The following is a 20,410-nucleotide window of genomic DNA, read 5'->3' as shown; positions in this document are numbered from 1 at the left end:
TCTGCTCTCCCCATGAGCGAATACCGACACCGTCTCCGCACGACCGCGGCGATCGCCGCGTCCGCCACGGCCCTCGCCGGCCTGGCGGCGTGCGGTTCCCGCGAATCCCCTGGCGAGCGGGCCGTACCGCAGAGCGCGGTCGCGCCGCTCTCCGCCTCGCCGGGCTCTCGGCCCGCCCCGTCCCAGGCCGCCGTCACAAAGAGGTTGAACGCCCTGGAGAAATCGCGCGGCGACCGTATCGGCGCCTTCGCGGTGGACACCGGGACGGGCCGTTTCGCCTCGTACCGGGCGGACGAGCGATTCGCTTTCGCGTCCACTTTCAAGGTGATGGCGTGCGGCGCCGTCCTGCGAAAGGCGCGGCGGACCGACCCGGGCCTGATGAACCGGGTCATCCATTACACGAAGAAAGACCTGGTGGACAATTCGCCGGTCACCGAGGACCACGTCAAGGACGGAATGACGGTGTCCGCCCTGTGCAAGGCGGCCATCACCCAGAGCGACAACACCGCCGGGAACCTGCTGCTCAGGCAGATCGGCGGGCCGGCGGGCGACACCGCGTTCCTCCGCTCCCTCGGCGACCGGGTCAGCCGCCACGACCGCTGGGAGACCGACCTCAACCTCTGGAAGCCGGGCGAGCTCCGCGACACCACCACCCCGCGCGCCTGGGCCGCCGACCTGCGCGCCCTCACCGCCGGCGGCGCCCTCGTCCGCGCGGACCGCGACCGCCTGGCGGGCTGGATGAAGCAGACGATCACCGGCGACAAGCGGATCCGCGCCGGCCTGCCGAAGGGCTGGACGGTCGGCGACAAGACCGGCACCGGCGGCACCTACGGCACCGCCAACGACATGGCGATCGCCTGGCCGCCGTCCGGCGCGCCGGTGATCATCGTGATCACCACGAACCGCCTCACGGCGGACGCCGCGGCCGACGAACCCGCCATCGCCGAGACCGCGGGCATCCTCGCCGCCGCCGTCCACTGACCGCCGGCTCGCGGCGGGGGGGGGGGGGGGGCGGCGGGGGCGGCGGCACCCGGCGCCCGCCCGCGGGCCCCGCGGCCGGCGGGGGGGGGCTCGGCCACATCCCCCCCCAAATCCCCCCCCCCCCGCCGCGAGAGACCCGGGGGCCGGTCAGAGGGAGTTGAGGAAGTCGGCGGCGATCGGGGCGGCGGCCTCGGCGCCGGTGCCGCCTCCTTCGACGATGACCGCGAAGGACAGGTCGCCGCGGTAGCCGATGAACCAGGCGTGGGTCGGCGGGTTCGCGCCCGACCCGTACTCCGCCGTCCCGGTCTTCCCGGCCGTGCCGGACGGGAAGTTCACCCCGGACGCGGTGCCCTCGCTGACGACGGCCGGCATCAGCGAGTGCAGCGCCGACTTCACCGCGGGCTCCAGCCGGTGCGGCGGCTCGGCCTTGCGGCCGCCCGCGTCCACCGCCTTGGAGACCAGCGACGCGTCGACGAGCCGGGGCGAGCGCCACACGCCGCTCGCCGCCGCGCCGGCGACCGCGGCCATGTTCAGCGGGCTGGTCAGCACCTCGCCCTGCCCGAACGAGGCCGCCGCGAACGCGGTGTCGTCCTTGTTGTCCGGGAACGAGGCGCGGACGGCGGGCAGCCCGGCGACGACCGGGGCGTTGAACCCGAACTGCGCGGCGACCTGCGCGACCCGCTTCTCCCCCAGCTTGTCCACGGCGAGCCGCGCGAAGGTGGTGTTGCAGGAGTGCGCGAACGCCTCGCGGAGCGCGACCGTCCCGAAGTCCTCGTGCTGGTAGTTGTGGAAGGAGCGGCCGCCGACCGTCGTGGTGGCCGGGCAGGGCACCTTGGTGGACGGCGACATCCCGCCCGCGACGAGCGCGGCGGCGGTGACCACCTTGAAGGTGGAGCCGGGGGGGTAGCGGCCCATCAGCGCCCGGTTGTAGCCGCCGGGCTTGTTCGCGACGGCGAGGATCTCGCCGGTGGACGGCCGGAGCGCGACCAGCGACGCGGGCTTGGCGGCGGAGCCGAGCGCCTTGCCGGCCGCGGCCTGCACCTTCGGGTCGATCGTGGTGCGCAGCGGCGTGCCGTCCGCGCCGCCGAACCGCTTCAGCGTCTTCACAGGCCTGCCGGCCGCGTCGACGATCTGGACGGCGAGGGCGGGCGTGCCCGCGAGCCGCTTCTCGTACTGCTTCTGCAGCCCGTCGGCGCCGACGGTGTCGCCCTTGCGGTACGGGGCGCCGAGCTTGGCCGCGGCCTCGGCGGACGCGGGGCCGACCGGCCCGGCCAGCTGCTGGACGGACCCGGACGGCGACCCGGAGAGGCTGCTGCCATTGGCCGCCGTGATGTCGGCGCGGGCGGGCCAGGCGCGGGAGGCGCTCAGCCGCTGCCCCTCCTTCAGCCCCGGGTAGATGACGTCGGGCGACCAGGCGACCCGCCACTTGCCGCCGCTCTTGGTGAGCGGCATCGCGCCCTCGTAGCTCCAGGCGCGGGCGCCCGCGAGCGTCAGCTCGGCGGTGTACGAGCCGCCGGCGGTGCCGCCCTTCGGCTTCCCGACGGAGGCGACCGTGTAGCGCTGCGCGGTGACGCCGAGGGCGTCATGCATGGCGGTCAGCCGGGCGGTGAAGTCGGCGGGCGGATCGGCGGTGAGCGCGAGCATCGCGGCGTAGTCGCCGCGGCTCCAAGCCGCCGCGTAGCGCTTCGCGGCGTCCCCCGGGGACTCCCCGTCCCGCAGGAACCACACCGCTCCCGCCCCCACGAGCACGGCCGCGGCCACCACGGCGGCGACGGCGACCACGCGGGATCGGCGCATCTCATGTCCTTTCGGTCGTTGGACGCCCAAGAACACCAGGTCATCGTCCAGATGTCCAAGATTGATATCCGAGGGGCAGCGATATGGATTCTGATATGGTCCCTGCTCGTGAACATCGTCGGCCATCTCGCTTGCTTCGTCGCGGTGGCCGAGGAACTGCACTTCGGGCGCGCGGCGGAGCGGCTCGGCATGGCCCAGCCGCCGCTGAGCCAGCGGATCCAGCGACTGGAGCGCGAACTCGGGGTGCGGCTGTTCGACCGGTCCAGCCGGCGGGTGGAGCTGACCGCGCCCGGGCGGCTCCTGCTGGACGAGGCCCGTGACATCCTCACCCGCGTGGACCGCGTCTACTCCGTCGCCGAACGGGCCCGGCTCGGCGAGGTCGGCACCGTGCGCGCCGGGCTGCCGAGCGACCTCGGCGGCCCGATCGTCGCCGCGCTGATCGCCGCGTTCCGGGACCGCCGCCCGGACCTGCGCCTCGACCTGCGCGAGACGGGCACCGCCGAGCAGGTCCGCGCGCTGGCGGAGGGCGCGCTGGACGCCGGGATCGTCCGGCACCCGTGCGACTCGCGCGGCCTCGGGCTCGGCCCGATGCTGGGGCAGCCGGTCGGCGTGCTGCTGCCGGAGGGCGCCGGGCTCGCCGCGTCCCCGGAGGTGCACCTCGCCGACCTCGCCGGCCGCGACCTGGTCGTCTTCCCCCGCGAGGAGGCGCCGGGCGCCTACGACGAGGCGCTGGCCGCGTGCCGCCGGCACGGGTACGCGCCGCCCGCCGTGCACGAGGCGCGGCACCCGCAGTTCGCGCTCGGGCTGGTCCTCGCCGGGACGGCCGTGGCGCTCGTCCCGCGCACCGACGACTCCGCCGGGGTGACGTGGCGTCCGCTGGTCGGCGAGCCGCTGGTGTGGCGGACGTCGTGCGCGTGGCGGCGCACCCGCGACGCCGAGCACGAGCGCGCCATCGCCGACTTCACCGCCGTCGCGACCGCGGTGCTGCGCCGCGAGGCCGGGATGGCGCCGCTGGACGCCGCGCCGCCGCGCCGCGTCGTGTCCCGCCCGTCCTCCGGGTTCCTGGCATGACCGGCACGCGGGACGCGGTGGCCGGGGACACCGCCGTACGGATCGGGGACGCGTTCCGCGCGGCGGGCGTCACCGGCTTCCTGCACGCGGCCGACATCGACACCGGCCGGGAGGTCGCGGTCCGCGCCGACGATCCGGTGGTGCTGGCGTCGGTGTTCAAGGTGCCGCTGCTGGTCGCCTTCCACCGCCGCGCCGCCGAGGGGCTGCTCGACCCGACCGAGCAGGTCACGCTGCCCGCCGGGGACCGCACGTCCGGCCCGACCGGGGTGTCGGCGCTGCTGGACGACGTACGGATGTCGCTGCGCGACCTCGCCTGCCTGATGATCACGGTGAGCGACAACGCGGCGGCGGACGCCCTGCTGGACCGGGTCGGGCTGGACGCGGTCAACGCCGCCGCCGCCGGGCTGGGCCTGCGCGAGACCGTGGTGACGGGCGGCGGCCGGCGGCTGTTCGAGGACCTGCTCGCCGACGCGGGCGCGTCCGGGTTCCCCGAGGTGTGGGCGCGGCTGGACGAGCCCGGCATGGCGGCCCGGTTGCGCGCCCTCGACCCGGCCCGGACGAGCCGCAGCACGCCCCGCGACATGACCCGGCTGCTCGCCGCGATCTGGCGGGACGAGGCGGCGCCGCCGGACGGGTGCGCGGCGATGCGCCGGCTGTTCGGGCTGCAGGTGTGGCCGCACCGGCTGTCGTCCGGCTTCCCGTACGACGACGTGCTGGTCAGCGGGAAGACGGGGACGCTGCTGACCGTCCGCAACGAGGTCGGCGTCGTGGAGTACCCGGACGGCGGCCGGTACGCGGTCGCGGTGTTCACCCGGTCGCTGCTGCCGATCGCGGTGCTGCCGCAGGCGGACGCGGTGATCGGCACGGCGGCGCGGCTGGCCGTGGAGTCGCTCCGCCGCCCCTGACCGCCGGGTCAGCGGTCGTCCAGCATGTCGAGGTCGTCCAGGGCGGTGTGGTCCATCGGGGCGAGGGACGCGTTCCTGAGCTTGCCTTCGCGGCGGCCGCGCGGCACGGCGACGGACCCGAGCTCGATGAACACGCCGGAGCAGTCGATCCCGAACCCGCCGCCGCGCTCGAAGAGCAGCACCAGCGGCTCGTAGGGGTCGGGCAGCGCGGGCAGCGGCACCTCCGCGTCATGGAGGGCGGCGAAGTGCAGCGCGGCAGCGCAGGCCCGGGACGTCGGCGACAGGTCGAGGTCGGGCACGGTGTCGAGGACGCCCCGGACGACGACCAGGTCCGCCCGGACGCCGGGGGCGATCAGATCCGGCAGCGTCAGGAACGGCCCGGAACCCCGGAACCCGAGGTGCCGCGCCCAGCGTTCGCCGCGGTGCAGGTGCTCGCGCATGAGGGCGATGCGGGAGCGCCTGTGAAGCTCGTCACCCTCGTACGCCCAGTCGATCGCGCGCAGCCGTGCGGCCAGTTCCGCGACGCGCTCCGGCACGCCCTCACCCCCTCATCTCCGGCGATCCGCGCTGGTCCGCGCGGGCGGCACCGGACCGCTTCCGGCCGGTGACCGAACGTGGCCGACCCAATACCGATGATCCGGCCGACCGCTAAACCAGCACTCCTTTCGTAAACGTAGGCTGTACCCCTGCTTTGATCTCTCTTGGAGGAACGCGTTGCGGCTGCCGGAGCATCTGGAGCTACTGCTCACCGACGAGCCGGTGCTCGACGTCTACGCGCACGGTCCGTGGCGCGTCCCCGACGGGCTGTTCGAGGAGATCTCGGCGCGGATCGACGCGCTGGCGAACGACCCCCGCGCCGCCGACCTCACCACCGACGAGCACAAGCTGCTGACGCTGCCCGCCTCGCTGGTCACCGCGGAGATCTTCGGCATCCTGGCGTTCCTGCCCGGTGGCGGCGCGATCAAGGCGGGCTCGTGGTCGCAGCTGCCGGAGCGGCTGCTGCACCGGCACCTCGCCAACCCCGGCACGCTCAGCACCCGGATGACCCGCTGGGACGCGCCGGGCGGCCGGTGGCGCCCGCCGGTGGACTGGCTGATCGAGGCGCCCGACCGGGAGCTGGCGATCGAGCTGGCCCGCGAGTGCCTGGGCGTGCTGGAGGGCATCGAGCCGCTGGAGGAGCGCCGCAAGGCGCTGCTGCGGCTCTACGCCGACCCGCCCGAGTGCGACGTGAACCTGCCCAAGATGGAGCTGCGCGAGCACTGGCACGCGCACGCCGGCGACGACATCGTCGCCGCCGTCCCGGAGCTGCTCGGCCCCGTCGGGTACCTCGACTGGGTGTGCGAAGGGCTCCTCGCCGCGTACGGGATCCTCGCGGAGGTCGCGCCGCGCGACGAGTCCCCCGAGTCGCACCTGATCCAGCTGCTGCTGCAGGGCAGCATGGAGCACATCCCGGCGGAACTGGCGGCGGCCCTCGGCGAGGACCGCTACCACGACCTCCAGCAGCGCTTCCCGGCCGAGCGCCGCGGCTTCAAGGCCGACGCCTGGCAGCAGCGCACCCGCGCCTGGCTCGTCCGGGCGCTGGTCGCGGGCGCCGCCGACGCGTGCCGCGCCTGGCTCGACATGGCGATGCGGTTCGTCGCGATCGTCCAGGGCCTGCCGGGCGACCCGTGGTTCCCCAAGGCCGAGTGGATCCCGGTCGGCCAGTTCCAGACCGACCTGCGCCGCCTGTACGCGCCGCGCCGCCGCGTCGTCAACCCGCTCACCGAGACCCTCAAGGCGCCCGCCGCCGGCGAGGAGGGCGAGGGCGGCGGAGCGGGCGCGACGGCCGCCGGGACGCGCGCCGAGCTGGCCAGCACGCTGGTCGGGCAGCCCGAGCTGACCGCCGCGCTGGAGGAGCTGTCGCGCGGCAAGGAGCCCGTCCGGCTGCTGATCGCGGGCCCGGACGGCACCGGCAAGCGGGACGCGGCGCAGGAGCTCGGCAAGGCGCTCGCACTCGGCCGCGACCCGCTGTGGGTCACCGACAACCTGTACGCCGGGCAGCGGCTCTCGGACGCGGTCGCCAAGCTGCACGCCGACACCCGCGACTGCGCCGGCGACCGGCTGCTCATCATCGACGGGCTGGACAGCATCGTCGCCGACCCCGGCAACGGCGAGGCCATCGCCGACGAGCTGCACCGGCTGCTGGCGATCCACGCCGACCTGAACCTCGTCGTGCTGTGCGACGCGGACGGCGACGAGCGGATCCGCGACGTCAACCCGGTGCTGCCGGGCCGGTTCCGGATCGCGCGGACGAAGCCGTTCACCGCGCAGGGCCACGCCGAGCTGTTCCGCCGGGCGCTGGACCGGCTCGGCGCGCGCGCCACCCGGCAGGCCGTCGAGGCCGCGGGCGAGCTGCTGGCGGCGACGCCGCCGATGCAGTCGCTGCGCAACGCGCGGCTGGCCCCGTACCTCGCCGACCAGGTCGTCGCGGCGGTCCGGCGGCGGACGGAGGGCGGAGCGGAGATCGTGGTGCGCAAGGGCGACATCCCGGCCGCCCTCGACACCGCCCAGTCCGCCGGGAACCCGCTGCACGAGCTGCGCGACCTCACCGGGCTCGACACCGTCAAGCACGAGATCGCGCTGCTGGTCGCGGGCACGCACGCGGCGCGGCTGCGCAGCGAGTCCGGCCTGCGGATCACGCCGCCGACGCGGCACATGGTGTTCACCGGCAACCCCGGCACCGGCAAGACGATGGTGGCGCGGCTGCTCGGCCGCATCTACAAGAAGCTCGGCGTGCTGTCGTCCGGGCACCTGGTCGAGGCGTCCCGCGCGCACCTGGTCGGCGAGTACATCGGCCAGACCGCGCCGCGCACCCGCCGGCTCGTCGAGCGCGCGATCGGCGGCGTGCTGTTCATCGACGAGGCGTACACGCTCACCCAGTCGCCGCTGAAGGGCGACTACGGCCACGAGGCCATCGCCGAGCTGGTCAAGCTGATGGAGGACCACCGCGACGACCTCGTGGTGATCGTCGCCGGCTACCAGCAGGAGATGGCCGAGTTCCTGGCCGCCAACCCCGGCCTGGACTCCCGCTTCCCCAAGCAGATCCACTTCCCCGACTACAGCGACGACGAGCTGATCACGGTGTTCGGGCAGCTCGCGGAGGCCGACGGGTTCCGGCTCGCGCCCGGCACCGAGGAGACGCTGCGCTCGATGCTGCGGACCGCGCCGCGCGGCCCGTCGTTCGGCAACGGCCGGCTGATGCGCAACCTGCTGGACGTCGCCGTCGCCAACCAGGCCGACCGGATCGCGTCCGCGGCCGTCGGCGCCGGCGGCGACGGCGGCCCGGTGAAGCCGCCCGCGAAGAAGGACCTGGTCACCCTCACCGCCGAGGACCTGCCGCCGCTGCTGGACCACCCGGAGGAGTTCTTCGGCCTGTACCTGTGACGCCCGTACCCGGGACGCCTGCGGCTGTGACGCCTGTACCCGGGGCGTCCTGGGTATGACTCAGGCGGCTTCCCCGCCGGCACGACCGAAGGCGAGGGACCCGTGACCGCCACCCCCTGGGAGGACGACCGGCGCCGCCTGGCCGCGCTGCTGCGCGACATGGCCGCCCACGAGACGGCGCTGCTGCGCGACGGGACGCGGCCGTGGACGTGGTGGCTCGACCGGGCCGTCCTGCACGGCCGCCGCCACGGCTACGTCAACACGCTGCTGATCGGCGCCCAGTGGCGCGCGGCGACCGACGTCCGCTCGTACGAGGACTGGCGTGCCACCGGACGCCAGGTCGGCCGGGGCGAGACGGGCATCCGCGTGCTGTCGCGGACGGGCCGCCCCTACGCCGTCTTCGACATCGCGCAGACGACGGGCCTGCCCCTGCCTGCGGCTCCCGCCGGGCCGCCCGCACCGCCCGCGCCGCCCGACGGGCTCGTCCGGCGGCTGGCGGGCGAGCTGAGCCGGGGCCTGCCGCGGGTGGAGGCCGATTCCGTCGCGTACCTCGTCCTGTCGTGGCTCGGTCTCGAACCGGAGCCGCCGGTGTTCCCGGTGAACGCGTTCTGGGCGGGCGCGGAGGCGGGCGACCGGATCCTGCGGACGGCCCGCCGCGTCCACGACCGCGTCCGCGACCCGTCCGGCGGGGTCCTCCCCGAGGCGCACCGGTTCTTCCGCGCCCGTCTCCAGGCGAGCTGGGTGCCCGCCTACCTGGACGGGCGCGGGTTCTCGCCGGGCGTGCAGCGGCGCCGCCAGATCGGCTACGCGCCGGACTCCCCGCACGCCCTCGTCGACCATCTGCGCTCGCTCGGGCACGCCGACGAGGCGATCGTCGCGTCGGGGCTGGCGCGCCACGGCGCGTCGGGACGGCCGCACGCCATGTTCCGCGACCGCGCGATGTTCCCGATCCGCAGGCCGGACGGCGCGATCGCCGGGTTCCTCGGCCGCCGCCGCGACGGCGGGGAGGGCCCGAAGTACCTCAACGGACCCGACACCGGCTTCTTCCACAAGGGCGAGCTGCTCTACGGCCTGCACGAGGTCCGGGAGCGGCTGGCGGCGGGCGCGCGGCCCGTCCTCGTCGAGGGCCCGCTCGACGCGATCGCCGTCGAGACGGCGCGGGCGCCGGAGTTCGCGCCGGTCGCGACCTGCGGGCTGTCCCTCACCCCCGCCCACCTGGCGGCCCTCGCGGGCGCCGCCGACCTCGGCGCCACGGGCGTCCTGATCGCGCTGGACGACGATCCGGCGGGCCGGTCGGCCGCGGTCCGCGCGTGGGACGTCCTGAGCCGGGTCGCCGGACCGCTCGACCTCGCCGCGCTCCCCGGCGGCGAGGACCCCGCGGGCGTGCTGGCCGGGCAGGGCCGCGACGCCCTCCTCCAGGCGCTGCGCGCGGCGGTCCCGCTGATGGACGCGGTCGTGGACGCGGCGGCGGCCCGCGCGGGCGGCTCGCTCGCCACCCCCGAGCAGCGGCTCGCCGCGCTCCGCGCCGCCTGCGGGCCGATCGCGGCCCGCCCCTCCGGGGCCGCCCGCCAGGTCGTCCGCCTGGCGGCCCGCACGTCCCTTCCGGCGGCGCTGGTGACCGAGGTGCTCGCCGACCACCTCACGGACGGCTGATCACGGCGCGAGGCGTCCGGCGAGGGCGAACAGCAGGTCCTCCCGGCCCGGGCTCGTGACCAGCTGCAGTCCGACGGGGAGCCCGCCGGCCCTCCCGGCGGGGACGCTCAGCGCGGGCAGCCCGAGGACGTTCCACGGGCACGTCAGGCTCAGCAGGGCCGGCTGCACCCGGCCCAGCGCGCACTCCGCCCGCCCGATCTCCGGTGCCGTGATCGGGACGGTCGGCAGCGCGAGCACGTCGTGGCGGCGCAGCAGCCCGGCGGCCTCCTCCATGAACCGCGCCCGCTCGCGCGACGCCCGGACGTACCGCCAGCCGGGCGTCTCACCGGCGCGGCGCAGGCGGTCTAGGGTGGCCGGCTGGTACAGCTCGGGCGCGTCCGCGACGCGTTCGGCGTGCACCTCGTACGCCTCGCTGTCCTGGATCGCGGCGAAGACGCGGCGCAGTTCCCGCAGCTCGACGCGTTCGGCGGGCGCGTCCGGGAGCAGCCCGCGCACGACCTCCGCCACCTCGTCCGCGACCGGGGCGCCCTCGACCCACGCAACCCGGAGACCCTCGTGCCGGGGCGGGGCGTCCTCGGGCTGCCCCGTCAGCACCCGGTAGGCCGTCCGGCAGTCGGCGGCCGTGGCGGCGAGCACGCCGACGTGGTCGAACGAGACCGACAGCGGGAAGACCCCCTCGGTCGGGACCGCGCCGTAGGCGGGCTTGAACCCGGCGACGCCGCAGAACGCCGCGGGGATCCGGACCGACCCGCCCGTGTCGGTGCCGAGGGCGAGCGGGACCATGCCCGCGGCGACCGCGACCGCGCTGCCGCCGCTGGACCCGCCGGAGATCCGGGACGGGTCGTGCGGGTTGCGGGACGGGCCGTTGACGGCGGTGTCGCCGCTCGCGCCGTAGGCGAACTCGTGCGTGGTGGTCTTGCCCACGATCACCGCGCCCGCCGCGCGGAGGCGCGCGACGCAGGCCGCGTCGCGGTCGGCGACGTACCCGTCGAAGTGCGCCGAGCCCATCCCGGTCGGCAGCCCCGCGACGTCGATGATGTCCTTGACCGCGACGGGGACGCCGTGCAGCGGGCCGCGGTCGCGCCCGGCGGCGAGCTCCTCGTCCGCGGCGCGGGCGGCGGCCGCCGCGCCCTCCGCGTCCACGGTGACGAACGCGTTGAGGGTCGGGTCGATCGACTCCAGCGCGCGGTCGAGCAGGCCGGCGGCCGTCGCGGCGCCCGACCGCAGGTCGCCGCGCACGCCGTCGAGCGTCCGTCCGGCGAAGAATCCGGTCATGCCGCCTCCCTGAACCGTGGCCCGAAGGTCTGCTTAGCATGGCGCACCGGTTCGGTACGGCTCACCTCGCCGATCGCGCGGGCCCCGTCCGGCGCTTCTTCGGCCGGGTTCGCGGCCCGCTCATCGCAGGAAACCGTCCGCTCGTCGACGGGACCGGCGGAGCCGTGAACCTACGCGCGGGTACGCGGCAAGCTTCTTCGCACCTTGTGGAGGCGTTCCCGCCGGTTCGCTGGGGGGCGGGGCGGAGGCCCGCGGCGGCCGCCGCCCCTGTAACCGGTGCCTTCCACAGCCGGGTGGGGGGACGGGGCCACGGCGGCGCGGTCTTCAGGCGCGCACCCGCCGCCGTGGCCTCCCCCGAGGCCCGCCGCCCTCACTGCGCCCGGGGCACCCTGTCAGATCCGCTGACAATGCCCGCCATCTGGGCCTTTCGGCCCGCCGCTCCGGCAACTACCGTCAAAGTGTGAACGCGCCGGTGGATCAGCAGGAGATCACCGGTACCGCCGACCGGGCGATGATCTGCACCGCCGACCACCGCGCGTCCTCGGCGGGCCTCGCGATCCTGCGGGCCGGCGGGTCGGCGGCCGACGCGGCGGTGGCGGCGAACGCGGTGCTGGCGGTGGTCGCGCCGCACCGCTGCGGGCCGGGCGGCGACCTGTTCGCGCTGGTCCACGACCGGCCGGGCCCGCCCGCCGCGCTGAACGCCTCCGGCCGGGCCGGGTCGGGCGCCGACGCGGCGGCGCTGCGCGCGGAGGGCCGCCGCCGGATGCCGGTCCGGCACGACCTGCGGTCGGTGACCGTCCCCGGCTGCGTGGACGGCTGGCTCGCGCTGCACGCCCGGCACGGCCGGATGCCGCTCGCGGAGGTGCTGAAGTCGGCGGTGCTGCACGCCGAGCGGGGGTTCACCGCCTCGCCGGGCCTCGTCGCGGCCTGCCGGGACGCGCCGGGCGGCGACGGGCTCGCGTGGCCGTCCCGTCCCGGCGAGCAGGTGCGGCGCCCGGGGATCGCCCGCGCGCTGCGGGCCGTCGTCGCCGAGGGACGCGCGGGCTTCTACCAGGGCGAGTTCGGCGACGGCCTGCTCCGGGCGGGACGCGGGCTCTACGCGCCGTCCGACCTCGCCGAGCCCTGCGCGGAGTGGACGCGGCCGCTCGGCGTCCGCGCGTTCGGGCACGACGTGTGGACGCCTCCGCCGAACTCGCCGGGCCACGTGCTGCTCGCCGCGCTCGCGGTCGCCGCGGGCCTCGACCTGCCGGACCCCGCCGACCCCGGCTGGGCGCACCTGCTCGCCGAGTCGGTGCTGGCCGCCTCCGACGACCCCGAGCGGGAGCAGGGGCGGCAGGACGCGGAGGCGCTCCTCTGCCCGGACCGCATCGCCGCGCTCCGCGCCGCGATCGACCCGGCCCGGCACTGGCGGCGGCGCGGAACGTTCCCGTCCGGCGACGCCGCCTGCGTCTGCGTCGTGGACGACCGGGGCATGTCCATCGCGCTCCAGCAGTCGAACGGCACCGGCCTCGGCTCGCTCCTGTTCGAGCCCGGAACCGGCATCAACCTCCACAACCGGGGCGCCGGGTTCACGCTGGCGCCCGGCTCGCCCGCCGAGTACGGGCCGCGGCGCCGCCCGCCGCACACGCTCGTCCCGGTCGTCGCGACGCGGTCCGATGGCACGTTCCGGGCGGTCCTCGGCTGCACCGGAGGCGGGCTCCAGCCGCAGGTCGGCCTGCAGATCCTCGTGCGGCTGCTGCGCGGCGCGCCGCCGGAGGAGGCGCTCGCCGCGCCCCGCTGGCGCCTCGCCGGCGGGCTCGGCCCGTTCGAGGCGCCGCAGGGCAACACCCCGATCCGGCTCGACCTCCAGGCCGGCGCGCCGGACGCCTGGGCGCGCGACCTGCCCGGCCGCGGGCACCTCGTCCGGACGGCGGCGGACGACGAGGACTTCGGCGAGGCGCAGCTCATCGAGGCCGGTCCGGGCGGCGGCCTGCGCGGCGACGGCCCCTGCCCCTTCACCCTCCCCCGCGTCCGCTGAGCACGGCCCCGCGAGCGGATCCGGGGGCGTCCCGGGGTTCCCGTGCGCGGGGTTGACGGGAGAGATTGCGGGGACGTGATCCTTCCCGGGCGTACGCCGACCACCGAAGGGACCACCGCGCCATGACCGAGGCCGTCACCGCGTCCACTCCCCTGTCCGACGACGAGGTCCGGCGGATCGACGCGTACTGGAGAGCCGCGAATTACCTTTCGGTAGGGCAGATCTATCTCCTGAGCAACCCCCTGCTGCGCGAGCCGCTGCGGCGGCGCCACATCAAGCCGCGCCTGCTCGGCCACTGGGGCACCTCGCCCGGCCTGAACTTCTGCTACGCGCATTTGAACCGGGCCATCAAGGCCCGCGACCTCGACATGATCTACATCATGGGTCCGGGGCACGGCGGGCCGGCGGCGGTCGCGAACGCGTGGCTGGAGGGCACCTACAGCGAGGTGTACCCGGACGTGTCGCGGGACGGTCCCGGCATGGAGCGGCTGTTCCGGCAGTTCTCGTTCCCCGGCGGTATCCCGAGCCACGTCGCGCCGGAGACGCCGGGGTCGATCCATGAGGGCGGCGAGCTGGGCTACTCGCTGGCGCACGCGTACGGCGCCGCGTTCGACAACCCGGACCTCGTCGTGGCGTGCATCGTCGGCGACGGCGAGGCGGAGACCGGGCCGCTCGCGGCGTCGTGGCACTCCACCAAGTTCGTCGACCCGGTGCGCGACGGTGCCGTCCTGCCGATCCTGCACCTCAACGGCTACAAGATCGCGAACCCGTCGGTGCTAGCGCGGATCTCCGAGGAGGAGCTCGTCCAGCTCATGGACGGCTACGGGCACCGGCCGATCATCGTCAGCGGCGACGAGTCGGAGCCGATGCACCGCAAGATGGCCGTCGCGCTGGAGCGCGCGCTCGACGAGATCGCCGAGATCCAGCGGTCCGCCCGCGAGGGCGGCGACACCCAGCGGCGCCGCTGGCCGATGATCATCCTGCGGTCGCCGAAGGGCTGGACCGGGCCGAAGGTGGTCGACGGCCTGCCGGTCGAGAACACCTGGCGCTCCCACCAGGTGCCGCTGACCGGCGTCTGCGACAACCCTGAGCACCTCGCGCAGCTCGAGGAGTGGCTGCGCTCCTACCGTCCCGAGGAGCTGTTCGACGAGGAGGGGCGCCCGTTCCCCGCCATCACCGACCTGGCGCCCGTGGGCGAGCGCCGGATGAGCGCGAACCCGCACGCCAACGGCGGGCTCCTGCTGCGCCCGCTGAAGCTGCCCGACTTCCGCGACCACGCCGTCAAGGTCGACCGCCCCGGGACGGCGACGTCCGAGGCCACCCGCGTGCTCGGGGCGTTCCTGCGGGACGTGGTGGAGCGCAACCCGGCCAACTTCCGGATCATGGGCGCGGACGAGACGGCGTCCAACCGGCTCGGCGACGTCTTCGAGGCCACCGACCGGGTGTTCGAGGGCGAGCGGCTGCCGACGGACGAGCACCAGGCGCCGCACGGCCGGGTCATGGAGGTGCTCAGCGAGCACCTGTGCCAGGGCTGGCTGGAGGGCTACCTGCTGACCGGGCGGCACGGCCTGTTCAACAGCTACGAGGCGTTCGTCCACATCGTCGACTCGATGTTCAACCAGCACGCGAAGTGGCTGAAGGTGACGCGGCGGCTGCCGTGGCGGCGGCCGATCGCGTCGCTGAACTACCTGCTGTCGTCGCACGTGTGGCGGCAGGACCACAACGGCTTCACGCACCAGGACCCCGGCTTCCTCGACGTCGTCATGAACAAGAAGCCCGCGATCGTCCGGGTGTACCTGCCGCCGGACGCCAACACGCTGCTGTCGGTCGCCGACCACTGCCTGCGGTCCCGCGACTACGTCAACGTGATCGTCGCCGGGAAGCAGCCCGCGCTGGACTGGCTGCCGATGGACGAGGCGATCGCGCACTGCACGCGCGGCATCGGCATCTGGGAGTGGGCGTCCACCGACGGCGGGGCGGACCCCGACGTCGTCATGGCGTGCGCGGGCGACATCCCGACGCTGGAGACGCTCGCCGCCGTCGAAATCCTGCGGCAGCTCTTCCCGGACCTGCGCGTCCGGGTCGTGAACGTCGTCGACCTGATGCGGCTGGAGCCCGACACCGAGCACCCGCACGGGCTGCCGGACCGCGAGTACGACGCGCTCTTCACCACCGATAAGCCGGTCATCTTCGCGTTCCACGGCTACCCGTACCTGATCCACCGGCTCGCCTACCGCCGCCACGGCCACGGCCACCTGCACGTCCGCGGCTACAAGGAGGAGGGCACCACGACCACGCCCTTCGACATGGTGATGCTGAACGACCTGGACCGCTTCCACCTGGTCATGGACGTCATCGACCGCGTCCCGTCCCTCGGCGGCCGCGTCGCCCACATCCGGCAGCGCATGGCCGACCAGCGCCTCGCCCTGCGCGCCTATACGCGCAAGCACGGCGAGGACGCGCCCGAGGTCCGAGACTGGACCTGGCCTTACTGAAGCCGAACCCTGACGAAGCCGCACTGAGGGGCCGCGATGCGCATCCTGACCGTGAACCCGGGGTCGAGCAGCCTGAAGCTGAGCATGATCGACCCGGACGGCACCGTCGTCACCGAAAACGCGGGCGCCCGCCACGAGGTCGCCCCGATGGTCGCGGACATGCCGGCGCCGGACGCGGTCGGCGTCCGGTTCGTGCACGGCGGCACCGACTTCACCGAGCCCGTCGTCGTCGACGCGCGGGTCACCGAACGCCTGGAGGCGCTCGCCGATCTCGCGCCGCTGCACCAGCCCGCGTCGCTGCACGCGCTGTCGGAGATCACCGGCGCGCTGCCCGGCGTGCCCGCCGTCGCCTGCTTCGACACCGCGTTCCACGCCACCCTGCCGGACGCCGCCGCCACCTACGCGCTGCCCGCGGAATGGCGCGAGCGGTTCGGGCTGCGCCGCTACGGCTTCCACGGGCTCTCGTACTCCTACGCCGTCCGGCGGACGCGCGAGATGCTCGGCACGCTGCCGACCCGGACGGTGATCTGCCACCTGGGGTCCGGGGCGTCCCTCGCGGCCGTCGCCGACGGCCGCTCCGTCGACACCACGATGGGCTTCACGCCGCTCGAAGGGCTCGTCATGGCGTCCCGCGCCGGCAGCGTCGACCCGGGCATCCCGCTGTGGCTGATCAAGCACGGCGTCGAGGCGTCCGAGATCAACGAGGCGCTGGAGGGCCGGTCCGGGCTGCGCGGCCTCACCGGGACGGGCGACATGCGGGAGATCCGCGAGCGCGCCGAGGCCCGCGACGCCGTCGCGCTGGCCGCCCTCGACGTCTACCACCACCGCCTGCGCGCCTGCGCCGCCGCGATGGCCGCCACCCTCGGCGGGCTGGACGCGCTCGTCTTCACCGGCGGCGTCGGCGAGCACGACCCCTTCGTCCGGCACCGGCTGGCCGAGGATCTCGCCTTCCTCGGCGTCTCCGTCGACCCCGCCCGCAACGAGGAGGCCCACGGCGACGCCGACGTCACCGCCGGCGGTTCCGCCGTCCGCGTGCTCGTCGTGACGGCCCGCGAGGACCTCGAGATCGCCGCCGGTGTCCGCCGATGCCTAGGCTGACGACCTGGGAGAACGGACGTGCACCCGGAGGGCAATGAGATCCCCCGGCCTGCCGACAATTCCGGTAAAGCGCTAGATATCACGCATACGATGACCGAGATGGAGAGACCGGCAGACGCCCTGGCGAGCCTCGCGCGCAAGCTCGAGAACATCCAGGCGATCACCGACGAGGCGTTCGCCCACATGGGCGTCGAGGAGTTCCTCGACACCCTGCTCGTCCGCGTCCGCGAGATCCTGGGCGTGGACACCGCGGTCGTCCTGCTCCTGGACCGGGGCGAGCGGTTCCTCGAGGCGACGGTGGCGAAGGGCATCGAGGAGGAGGTCACCCAGGGCGTGCACGTCCCGGTGGGCGAGGGCTTCGCCGGACGCGTCGCCGCCGAGCGGCGGCCGGTCTACATCGCCGACGTGCCCACCGCGACGATCTTCAACCCGCTGCTGGTCCAGCGCGGCCTGTCCTCGCTGCTCGGCGTCCCCCTCATCGGCGGCGGGAAGCTGGTCGGCGTCATGCACGTCGGCACCCTGGCACCGCGCCTGTTCACCGCGGACGAGACCGAGTTCCTGCAGCTCGCGGCCGCGCGCATCGCCCTGGCGGTGCAGTCGCTGACGAGCCGGGCCGAACGCGCCGGCGCCCTGGAGCTGCAGCGCAGTCTCCTCCCGTCCGGGCTTCCGGAGTTCCCCGGCATCGAGATGGCCACCCGCTACCGTCCCGGCAAGGAGAGCGTCGGCGGCGACTGGTACGACGTCTTCGAGCTCCCGTCCGGCGAGATCGGCATCGTCATGGGGGACGTGGCGGGCCACGGGCTGCCCTCCGCGGTCGTGATGGGCCGGATGCGCAGCGCGCTGCGCTCGTACGCGCTCGAGTCGACCGACCCCGCCGAGGTCCTGGGCAAGCTCAACCGCAAGATGATGCATTTCGAGCCCGACGCGACGGCGACCGTGCTCTACGCGGTGTGCGAGCCCTCTCTGGAGCGGGTCCGGGTGTCGTCGGCCGGCCACCCTCCCCCGGTCCTCGCCCTGCCGGGCCGTCCGGCGGAGGCCGTCGACATGAAGTTCGACCTCCTGATCGGCCTGGGCGATACGCCACGCACCACCAAGGTGGTGGAGCTTCCTCCCGGGGCGCTGATGTGCTTCTACACCGACGGGCTGGTCGAGCGGCGGGACGACTCGGTCGACAACGGCGTCGCGCGGCTGTGCCGGGCCGTCCAGGCGGGCCCGCCCGAGCGGGTCGCCGCCGCGGTGATGTCGGCGCTCATCGGCCGCGAGCCCGCCGAGGACGACGTCGCCCTGCTCCTGGTGCACCGGACCAGGAACGCTCCGGTGCCGGGCGGGTCCTTGCCCTAGGCTCTGGGCGCATGACGGAAAGCGCGTGCCGGGTGTGCGGGAAGGCGCTGCCGCGCCCGGACGGGCGGCGGGGCCGGGCGTCGGTGTACTGCTCGGCCGCCTGCCGCCAGAAGGCGTACCGGACGCGGCGGACCGGCGGCGGCGATGCCGTCCACGACCTGATCTCCGATATCGAGCGGCGCGTGAAGAGCCTGGCGCCGGAACGCCCGGAGCCGTTCTACGCCGAGGTGCGGGCCCTGTCGTCGTCGGTCGGGCGGCTGCGCGGCATCGCGCGCGTGGCGGCCGACGCGACCCGGTCCGACGCACCGGTCCGCGCGGATTCCGTCACACCGGACCCCGTGACGGATTCCGCCGCCCCCGTGACGGGATCCGCCGCGCCGGTCGCCGCGGATTCCGTCACGCCGGACGCCGTGACGAATCCGCTCCGGGACGGCGACGAGCTCGACTTCGCCGGGCTGGTCGAGCCGCACCGGCGCGAGCTGCAGGTCCACTGCTACCGGATGGTCGGCTCCTACGACGACTCCGAGGACCTCGTCCAGGAGACGCTCCTCAAGGCGTGGCGGAACCGCGACGGGTTCGAGGGGCGCTCCAGCCTCCGCACCTGGCTCTACACGATCGCCACGAACGCGTGCCTGGACTTCCTGCGCCGCAACGAGCGCCGCCCGCAGCGGTACGTTCCGTCCCCCGTCCCGCCGTCGAACGACGTGACCGCGCCTCCGTTCCTGCCCTGGCTGCAGCCGTTCCCGGACGACCCGGAGACGGCGGCGGAGACGGCGGAGACGCTGGAGCTGGTGTTCCTCGCCGCCGTGCAGCACCTGCCGCCGAAGCAGCGCGCCGTCCTGATCATGCGGGACGTGCTCGGCTGGCCGGCCGCCGACACCGCCGAGGCCCTCGGCCTGACCGTGGCCTCGGTGAACAGCGCCCTGCAACGGGCCCGGCCCGCCCTGCGCGAGCGCCTCCCCGAACGGCGGGACGCGTGGGCGCGCGGCACCGACCCGTCGAAGGCCGAGCGCGCCCTCATCGAGCGCTACATGAAGGCCGCCGTCGACGGCGACATGGCCGCGATGACCGCCATGCTGCGCGAGGACGTCCGCATCACCATGCCCCCGAACCCGCTCTGGTTCGGCGGCCGCGACGCGATCATCGGCATGCTGTCGCAGACCTTCGACCCGTCCTCGCCCGCGTACATCGGCCGGTGGCGGCACCTTCCGGCCCGCGCGAACGGGCAGCTCGCCCTCGGCGGCTACGTGCAGCGGCCCGGCACCCGCGTCTACCGCGCGCAGGTCATGGACGTGCTGCGGGTCGAGGACGGCCTGATCGCCGAGATCACCTCGTTCGAGCCGCACCTGTTCCCCGTGTTCGGGCTGCCGCTGACGCTGACCGATTAGTTCTCCGGGCCCGTGCGTCTCCATAGACGTCCCACAACGACACGAGAACGGAACACGGACATGCTGCTGGAGAACAAGAACGCGATCATCTACGGCGCCGGCGGCTCGATCGGCGGCGCGGTCGCGCGGACCTTCGCCCGGCAGGGCGCCACCGTCTTCCTCGCCGGCCGGACCCGCGCGTCCCTCGACGCCGTCGCCGCCGACATCGCGGCCGCCGGCGGCCGCGCCGAGGTGGCCGTCCTCGACGCGCTGGACGAGAAGGCCGTCGAGGAGCACGCCCGGCACGTCGCCGACGCGGGCGGCATCGACGTCTCCTTCAACCTCGTCACGCGCGGCGACGTGCAGGGCATGCCGCTCACGCAGATGGCCGTGGACGACTTCGTGAGCCCGATCACGACCGGGATCACCACGAACTTCATCACCGCCCGGACCGCCGCCCGGCACATGTCCGAGCGCGGCTCCGGCGTCGTCCTCACGCTGGACAGCGGCTCCGCGAAGGGCAGCCCGATGATGGGCGGGACCGGCCCGGCGGACGCCGCGACCGACGCGCTCGTCCGCAACCTGGCGCAGGAGTGCGGCCCGGCGGGGGTCCGCGTCGTCGGCATCTGGACGGCGGGCCTCCCGGAGACCCTGTCGCCGGAGAAGCTCTCCCAGTTCGGCCCGGCCATGGACGACGCCGCCTTCCAGGCCCTGCTGACCCGCCTGGACGAGATGCGCCTGCTCCGCCGCTCCCCCACCCTCGCCCAGATCGCCGACACCGCCGCGTTTCTCGCCTCCGACGGCGCCGCCGCGATCACCGGCACCTTCGTCAACGCCACCGGCGGCATCTTCACCGACTGACCCGCCCCCGTGCGGCAGACGGCGTGGTGGGGGGGGGGGGGGGGGCCCCCCCCCCCCCCCGGGGGGGGGGGGGGGGGGGGGGGGGCGCCCGGTAAGCGGCCCCGCCGGGGTTAAACACCGGGGCCG

Annotated in this window: 14 protein-coding genes; 11 read left to right on the top strand and 3 right to left on the bottom strand. The window is 75.0% G+C overall.

Annotated elements, in window-relative coordinates; translation table 11 throughout:
- The first annotated feature begins 12 nt into the window (after positions 1-12).
- Positions 13-981 (top strand): class A beta-lactamase, encoded by a 969-nt coding sequence (gene bla / locus ABT299_RS22025; RefSeq protein WP_500251827.1) that lies wholly within the window; start codon positions 13-15, stop codon positions 979-981.
- A 147-nt stretch (positions 982-1,128) separates the two neighbouring features.
- Here bla and ABT299_RS22020 read toward each other — a convergent pair whose 3' ends face one another.
- Positions 1,129-2,778 (bottom strand): penicillin-binding transpeptidase domain-containing protein, encoded by a 1,650-nt coding sequence (locus ABT299_RS22020; protein WP_500251826.1) that lies wholly within the window; start codon positions 2,776-2,778, stop codon positions 1,129-1,131.
- A gap of 108 nt (positions 2,779-2,886) precedes the next feature.
- Here ABT299_RS22020 and ABT299_RS22015 point away from each other — a divergent pair, with 108 nt between their 5' ends.
- Together ABT299_RS22015 and ABT299_RS22010 are read left to right on the top strand one after the other, a co-directional pair.
- Positions 2,887-3,849 carry a LysR family transcriptional regulator gene (locus tag ABT299_RS22015; RefSeq protein ID WP_387023140.1) on the top strand — a complete coding sequence of 321 codons (963 nt, stop codon included), beginning with the start codon at positions 2,887-2,889 and terminating at the stop codon, positions 3,847-3,849.
- Positions 3,846-4,754 (top strand): serine hydrolase, encoded by a 909-nt coding sequence (locus tag ABT299_RS22010; RefSeq protein WP_190854596.1) that lies wholly within the window; start codon positions 3,846-3,848, stop codon positions 4,752-4,754. The genes ABT299_RS22015 and ABT299_RS22010 overlap by 4 nt, the downstream gene beginning before the upstream one ends.
- A gap of 8 nt (positions 4,755-4,762) precedes the next feature.
- On the opposite strand, the gene ABT299_RS22005 is transcribed toward ABT299_RS22010, so the two are convergent.
- On the bottom strand, positions 4,763-5,290 hold the full coding sequence (locus ABT299_RS22005) for a hypothetical protein (protein ID WP_500251825.1): 528 nt from the start codon (positions 5,288-5,290) through the stop codon (positions 4,763-4,765).
- A gap of 178 nt (positions 5,291-5,468) precedes the next feature.
- Here ABT299_RS22005 and ABT299_RS22000 point away from each other — a divergent pair, with 178 nt between their 5' ends.
- A complete protein-coding gene (locus ABT299_RS22000; protein ID WP_500251824.1) occupies positions 5,469-8,177 on the top strand; it encodes an AAA family ATPase in 2,709 nt (902 codons plus the stop codon).
- Positions 8,178-8,279: 102 nt separating this feature from the next.
- Complete coding sequence (locus ABT299_RS21995; protein ID WP_500251823.1) at positions 8,280-9,830, top strand: toprim domain-containing protein; 1,551 nt, start codon at positions 8,280-8,282, stop codon at positions 9,828-9,830.
- Here the strand turns inward: ABT299_RS21995 and ABT299_RS21990 are convergent, their stop codons facing one another.
- Positions 9,831-11,105: an amidase gene (locus ABT299_RS21990; protein WP_500251822.1), complete on the bottom strand. Its 1,275-nt coding sequence runs from the start codon at positions 11,103-11,105 to the stop codon at positions 9,831-9,833. It abuts the gene before it with no gap.
- A 460-nt stretch (positions 11,106-11,565) separates the two neighbouring features.
- Between ABT299_RS21990 and ABT299_RS21985 the strand changes: the two genes are divergently transcribed.
- The 6 genes from ABT299_RS21985 (at position 11,566) to ABT299_RS21960 (ending at position 20,284) form a co-directional block, all read left to right on the top strand.
- Entirely contained in the window at positions 11,566-13,122 is a 1,557-nt protein-coding gene (locus ABT299_RS21985; protein WP_500251821.1) for a gamma-glutamyltransferase, read from the top strand.
- A gap of 122 nt (positions 13,123-13,244) precedes the next feature.
- Entirely contained in the window at positions 13,245-15,617 is a 2,373-nt protein-coding gene (locus tag ABT299_RS21980) for a phosphoketolase family protein (protein ID WP_500251820.1), read from the top strand.
- 36 nt (positions 15,618-15,653) lie between these two features.
- Positions 15,654-16,715: an acetate/propionate family kinase gene (locus ABT299_RS21975; RefSeq protein ID WP_387023155.1), complete on the top strand. Its 1,062-nt coding sequence runs from the start codon at positions 15,654-15,656 to the stop codon at positions 16,713-16,715.
- 99 nt (positions 16,716-16,814) lie between these two features.
- Positions 16,815-18,056, top strand: a complete 1,242-nt coding sequence (locus ABT299_RS21970) for a PP2C family protein-serine/threonine phosphatase (RefSeq protein ID WP_500251819.1) — start codon at positions 16,815-16,817, stop codon at positions 18,054-18,056.
- 11 nt (positions 18,057-18,067) lie between these two features.
- Complete coding sequence (locus ABT299_RS21965) at positions 18,068-19,444, top strand: sigma-70 family RNA polymerase sigma factor (RefSeq protein WP_500251818.1); 1,377 nt, start codon at positions 18,068-18,070, stop codon at positions 19,442-19,444.
- Between the two features lie 60 nt (positions 19,445-19,504).
- The gene (locus ABT299_RS21960; RefSeq protein WP_190854619.1) at positions 19,505-20,284 is read left to right on the top strand and encodes an SDR family NAD(P)-dependent oxidoreductase; all 780 of its coding nucleotides are present in this window, start codon (positions 19,505-19,507) and stop codon (positions 20,282-20,284) included.
- Positions 20,285-20,410 lie beyond the last annotated feature (126 nt).

The sequence above is a fragment of the Spirillospora sp. NPDC000708 genome (genome assembly GCF_040299565.1).
Taxonomy (GTDB): Bacteria; Actinomycetota; Actinomycetes; order Streptosporangiales; family Streptosporangiaceae; genus Spirillospora.
Note: the sequence above shows the minus strand (reverse complement) of the source record. Positions and strands in the feature narration are given on the sequence as shown.

Coding starts and splice junctions, on each gene's coding strand:
- bla (WP_500251827.1), top strand. CDS start 13: ATGAGCGAATACCGACACCGTCTCCGCACGACCGCGGCGATCGCCGCG.
- ABT299_RS22020 (WP_500251826.1), bottom strand. CDS start 2,778: ATGCGCCGATCCCGCGTGGTCGCCGTCGCCGCCGTGGTGGCCGCGGCC.
- ABT299_RS22010 (WP_190854596.1), top strand. CDS start 3,846: ATGACCGGCACGCGGGACGCGGTGGCCGGGGACACCGCCGTACGGATC.
- ABT299_RS21990 (WP_500251822.1), bottom strand. CDS start 11,105: ATGACCGGATTCTTCGCCGGACGGACGCTCGACGGCGTGCGCGGCGAC.
- ABT299_RS21980 (WP_500251820.1), top strand. CDS start 13,245: ATGACCGAGGCCGTCACCGCGTCCACTCCCCTGTCCGACGACGAGGTC.
- ABT299_RS21975 (WP_387023155.1), top strand. CDS start 15,654: ATGCGCATCCTGACCGTGAACCCGGGGTCGAGCAGCCTGAAGCTGAGC.
- ABT299_RS21970 (WP_500251819.1), top strand. CDS start 16,815: ATGGAGAGACCGGCAGACGCCCTGGCGAGCCTCGCGCGCAAGCTCGAG.
- ABT299_RS21965 (WP_500251818.1), top strand. CDS start 18,068: ATGACGGAAAGCGCGTGCCGGGTGTGCGGGAAGGCGCTGCCGCGCCCG.
- ABT299_RS21960 (WP_190854619.1), top strand. CDS start 19,505: ATGCTGCTGGAGAACAAGAACGCGATCATCTACGGCGCCGGCGGCTCG.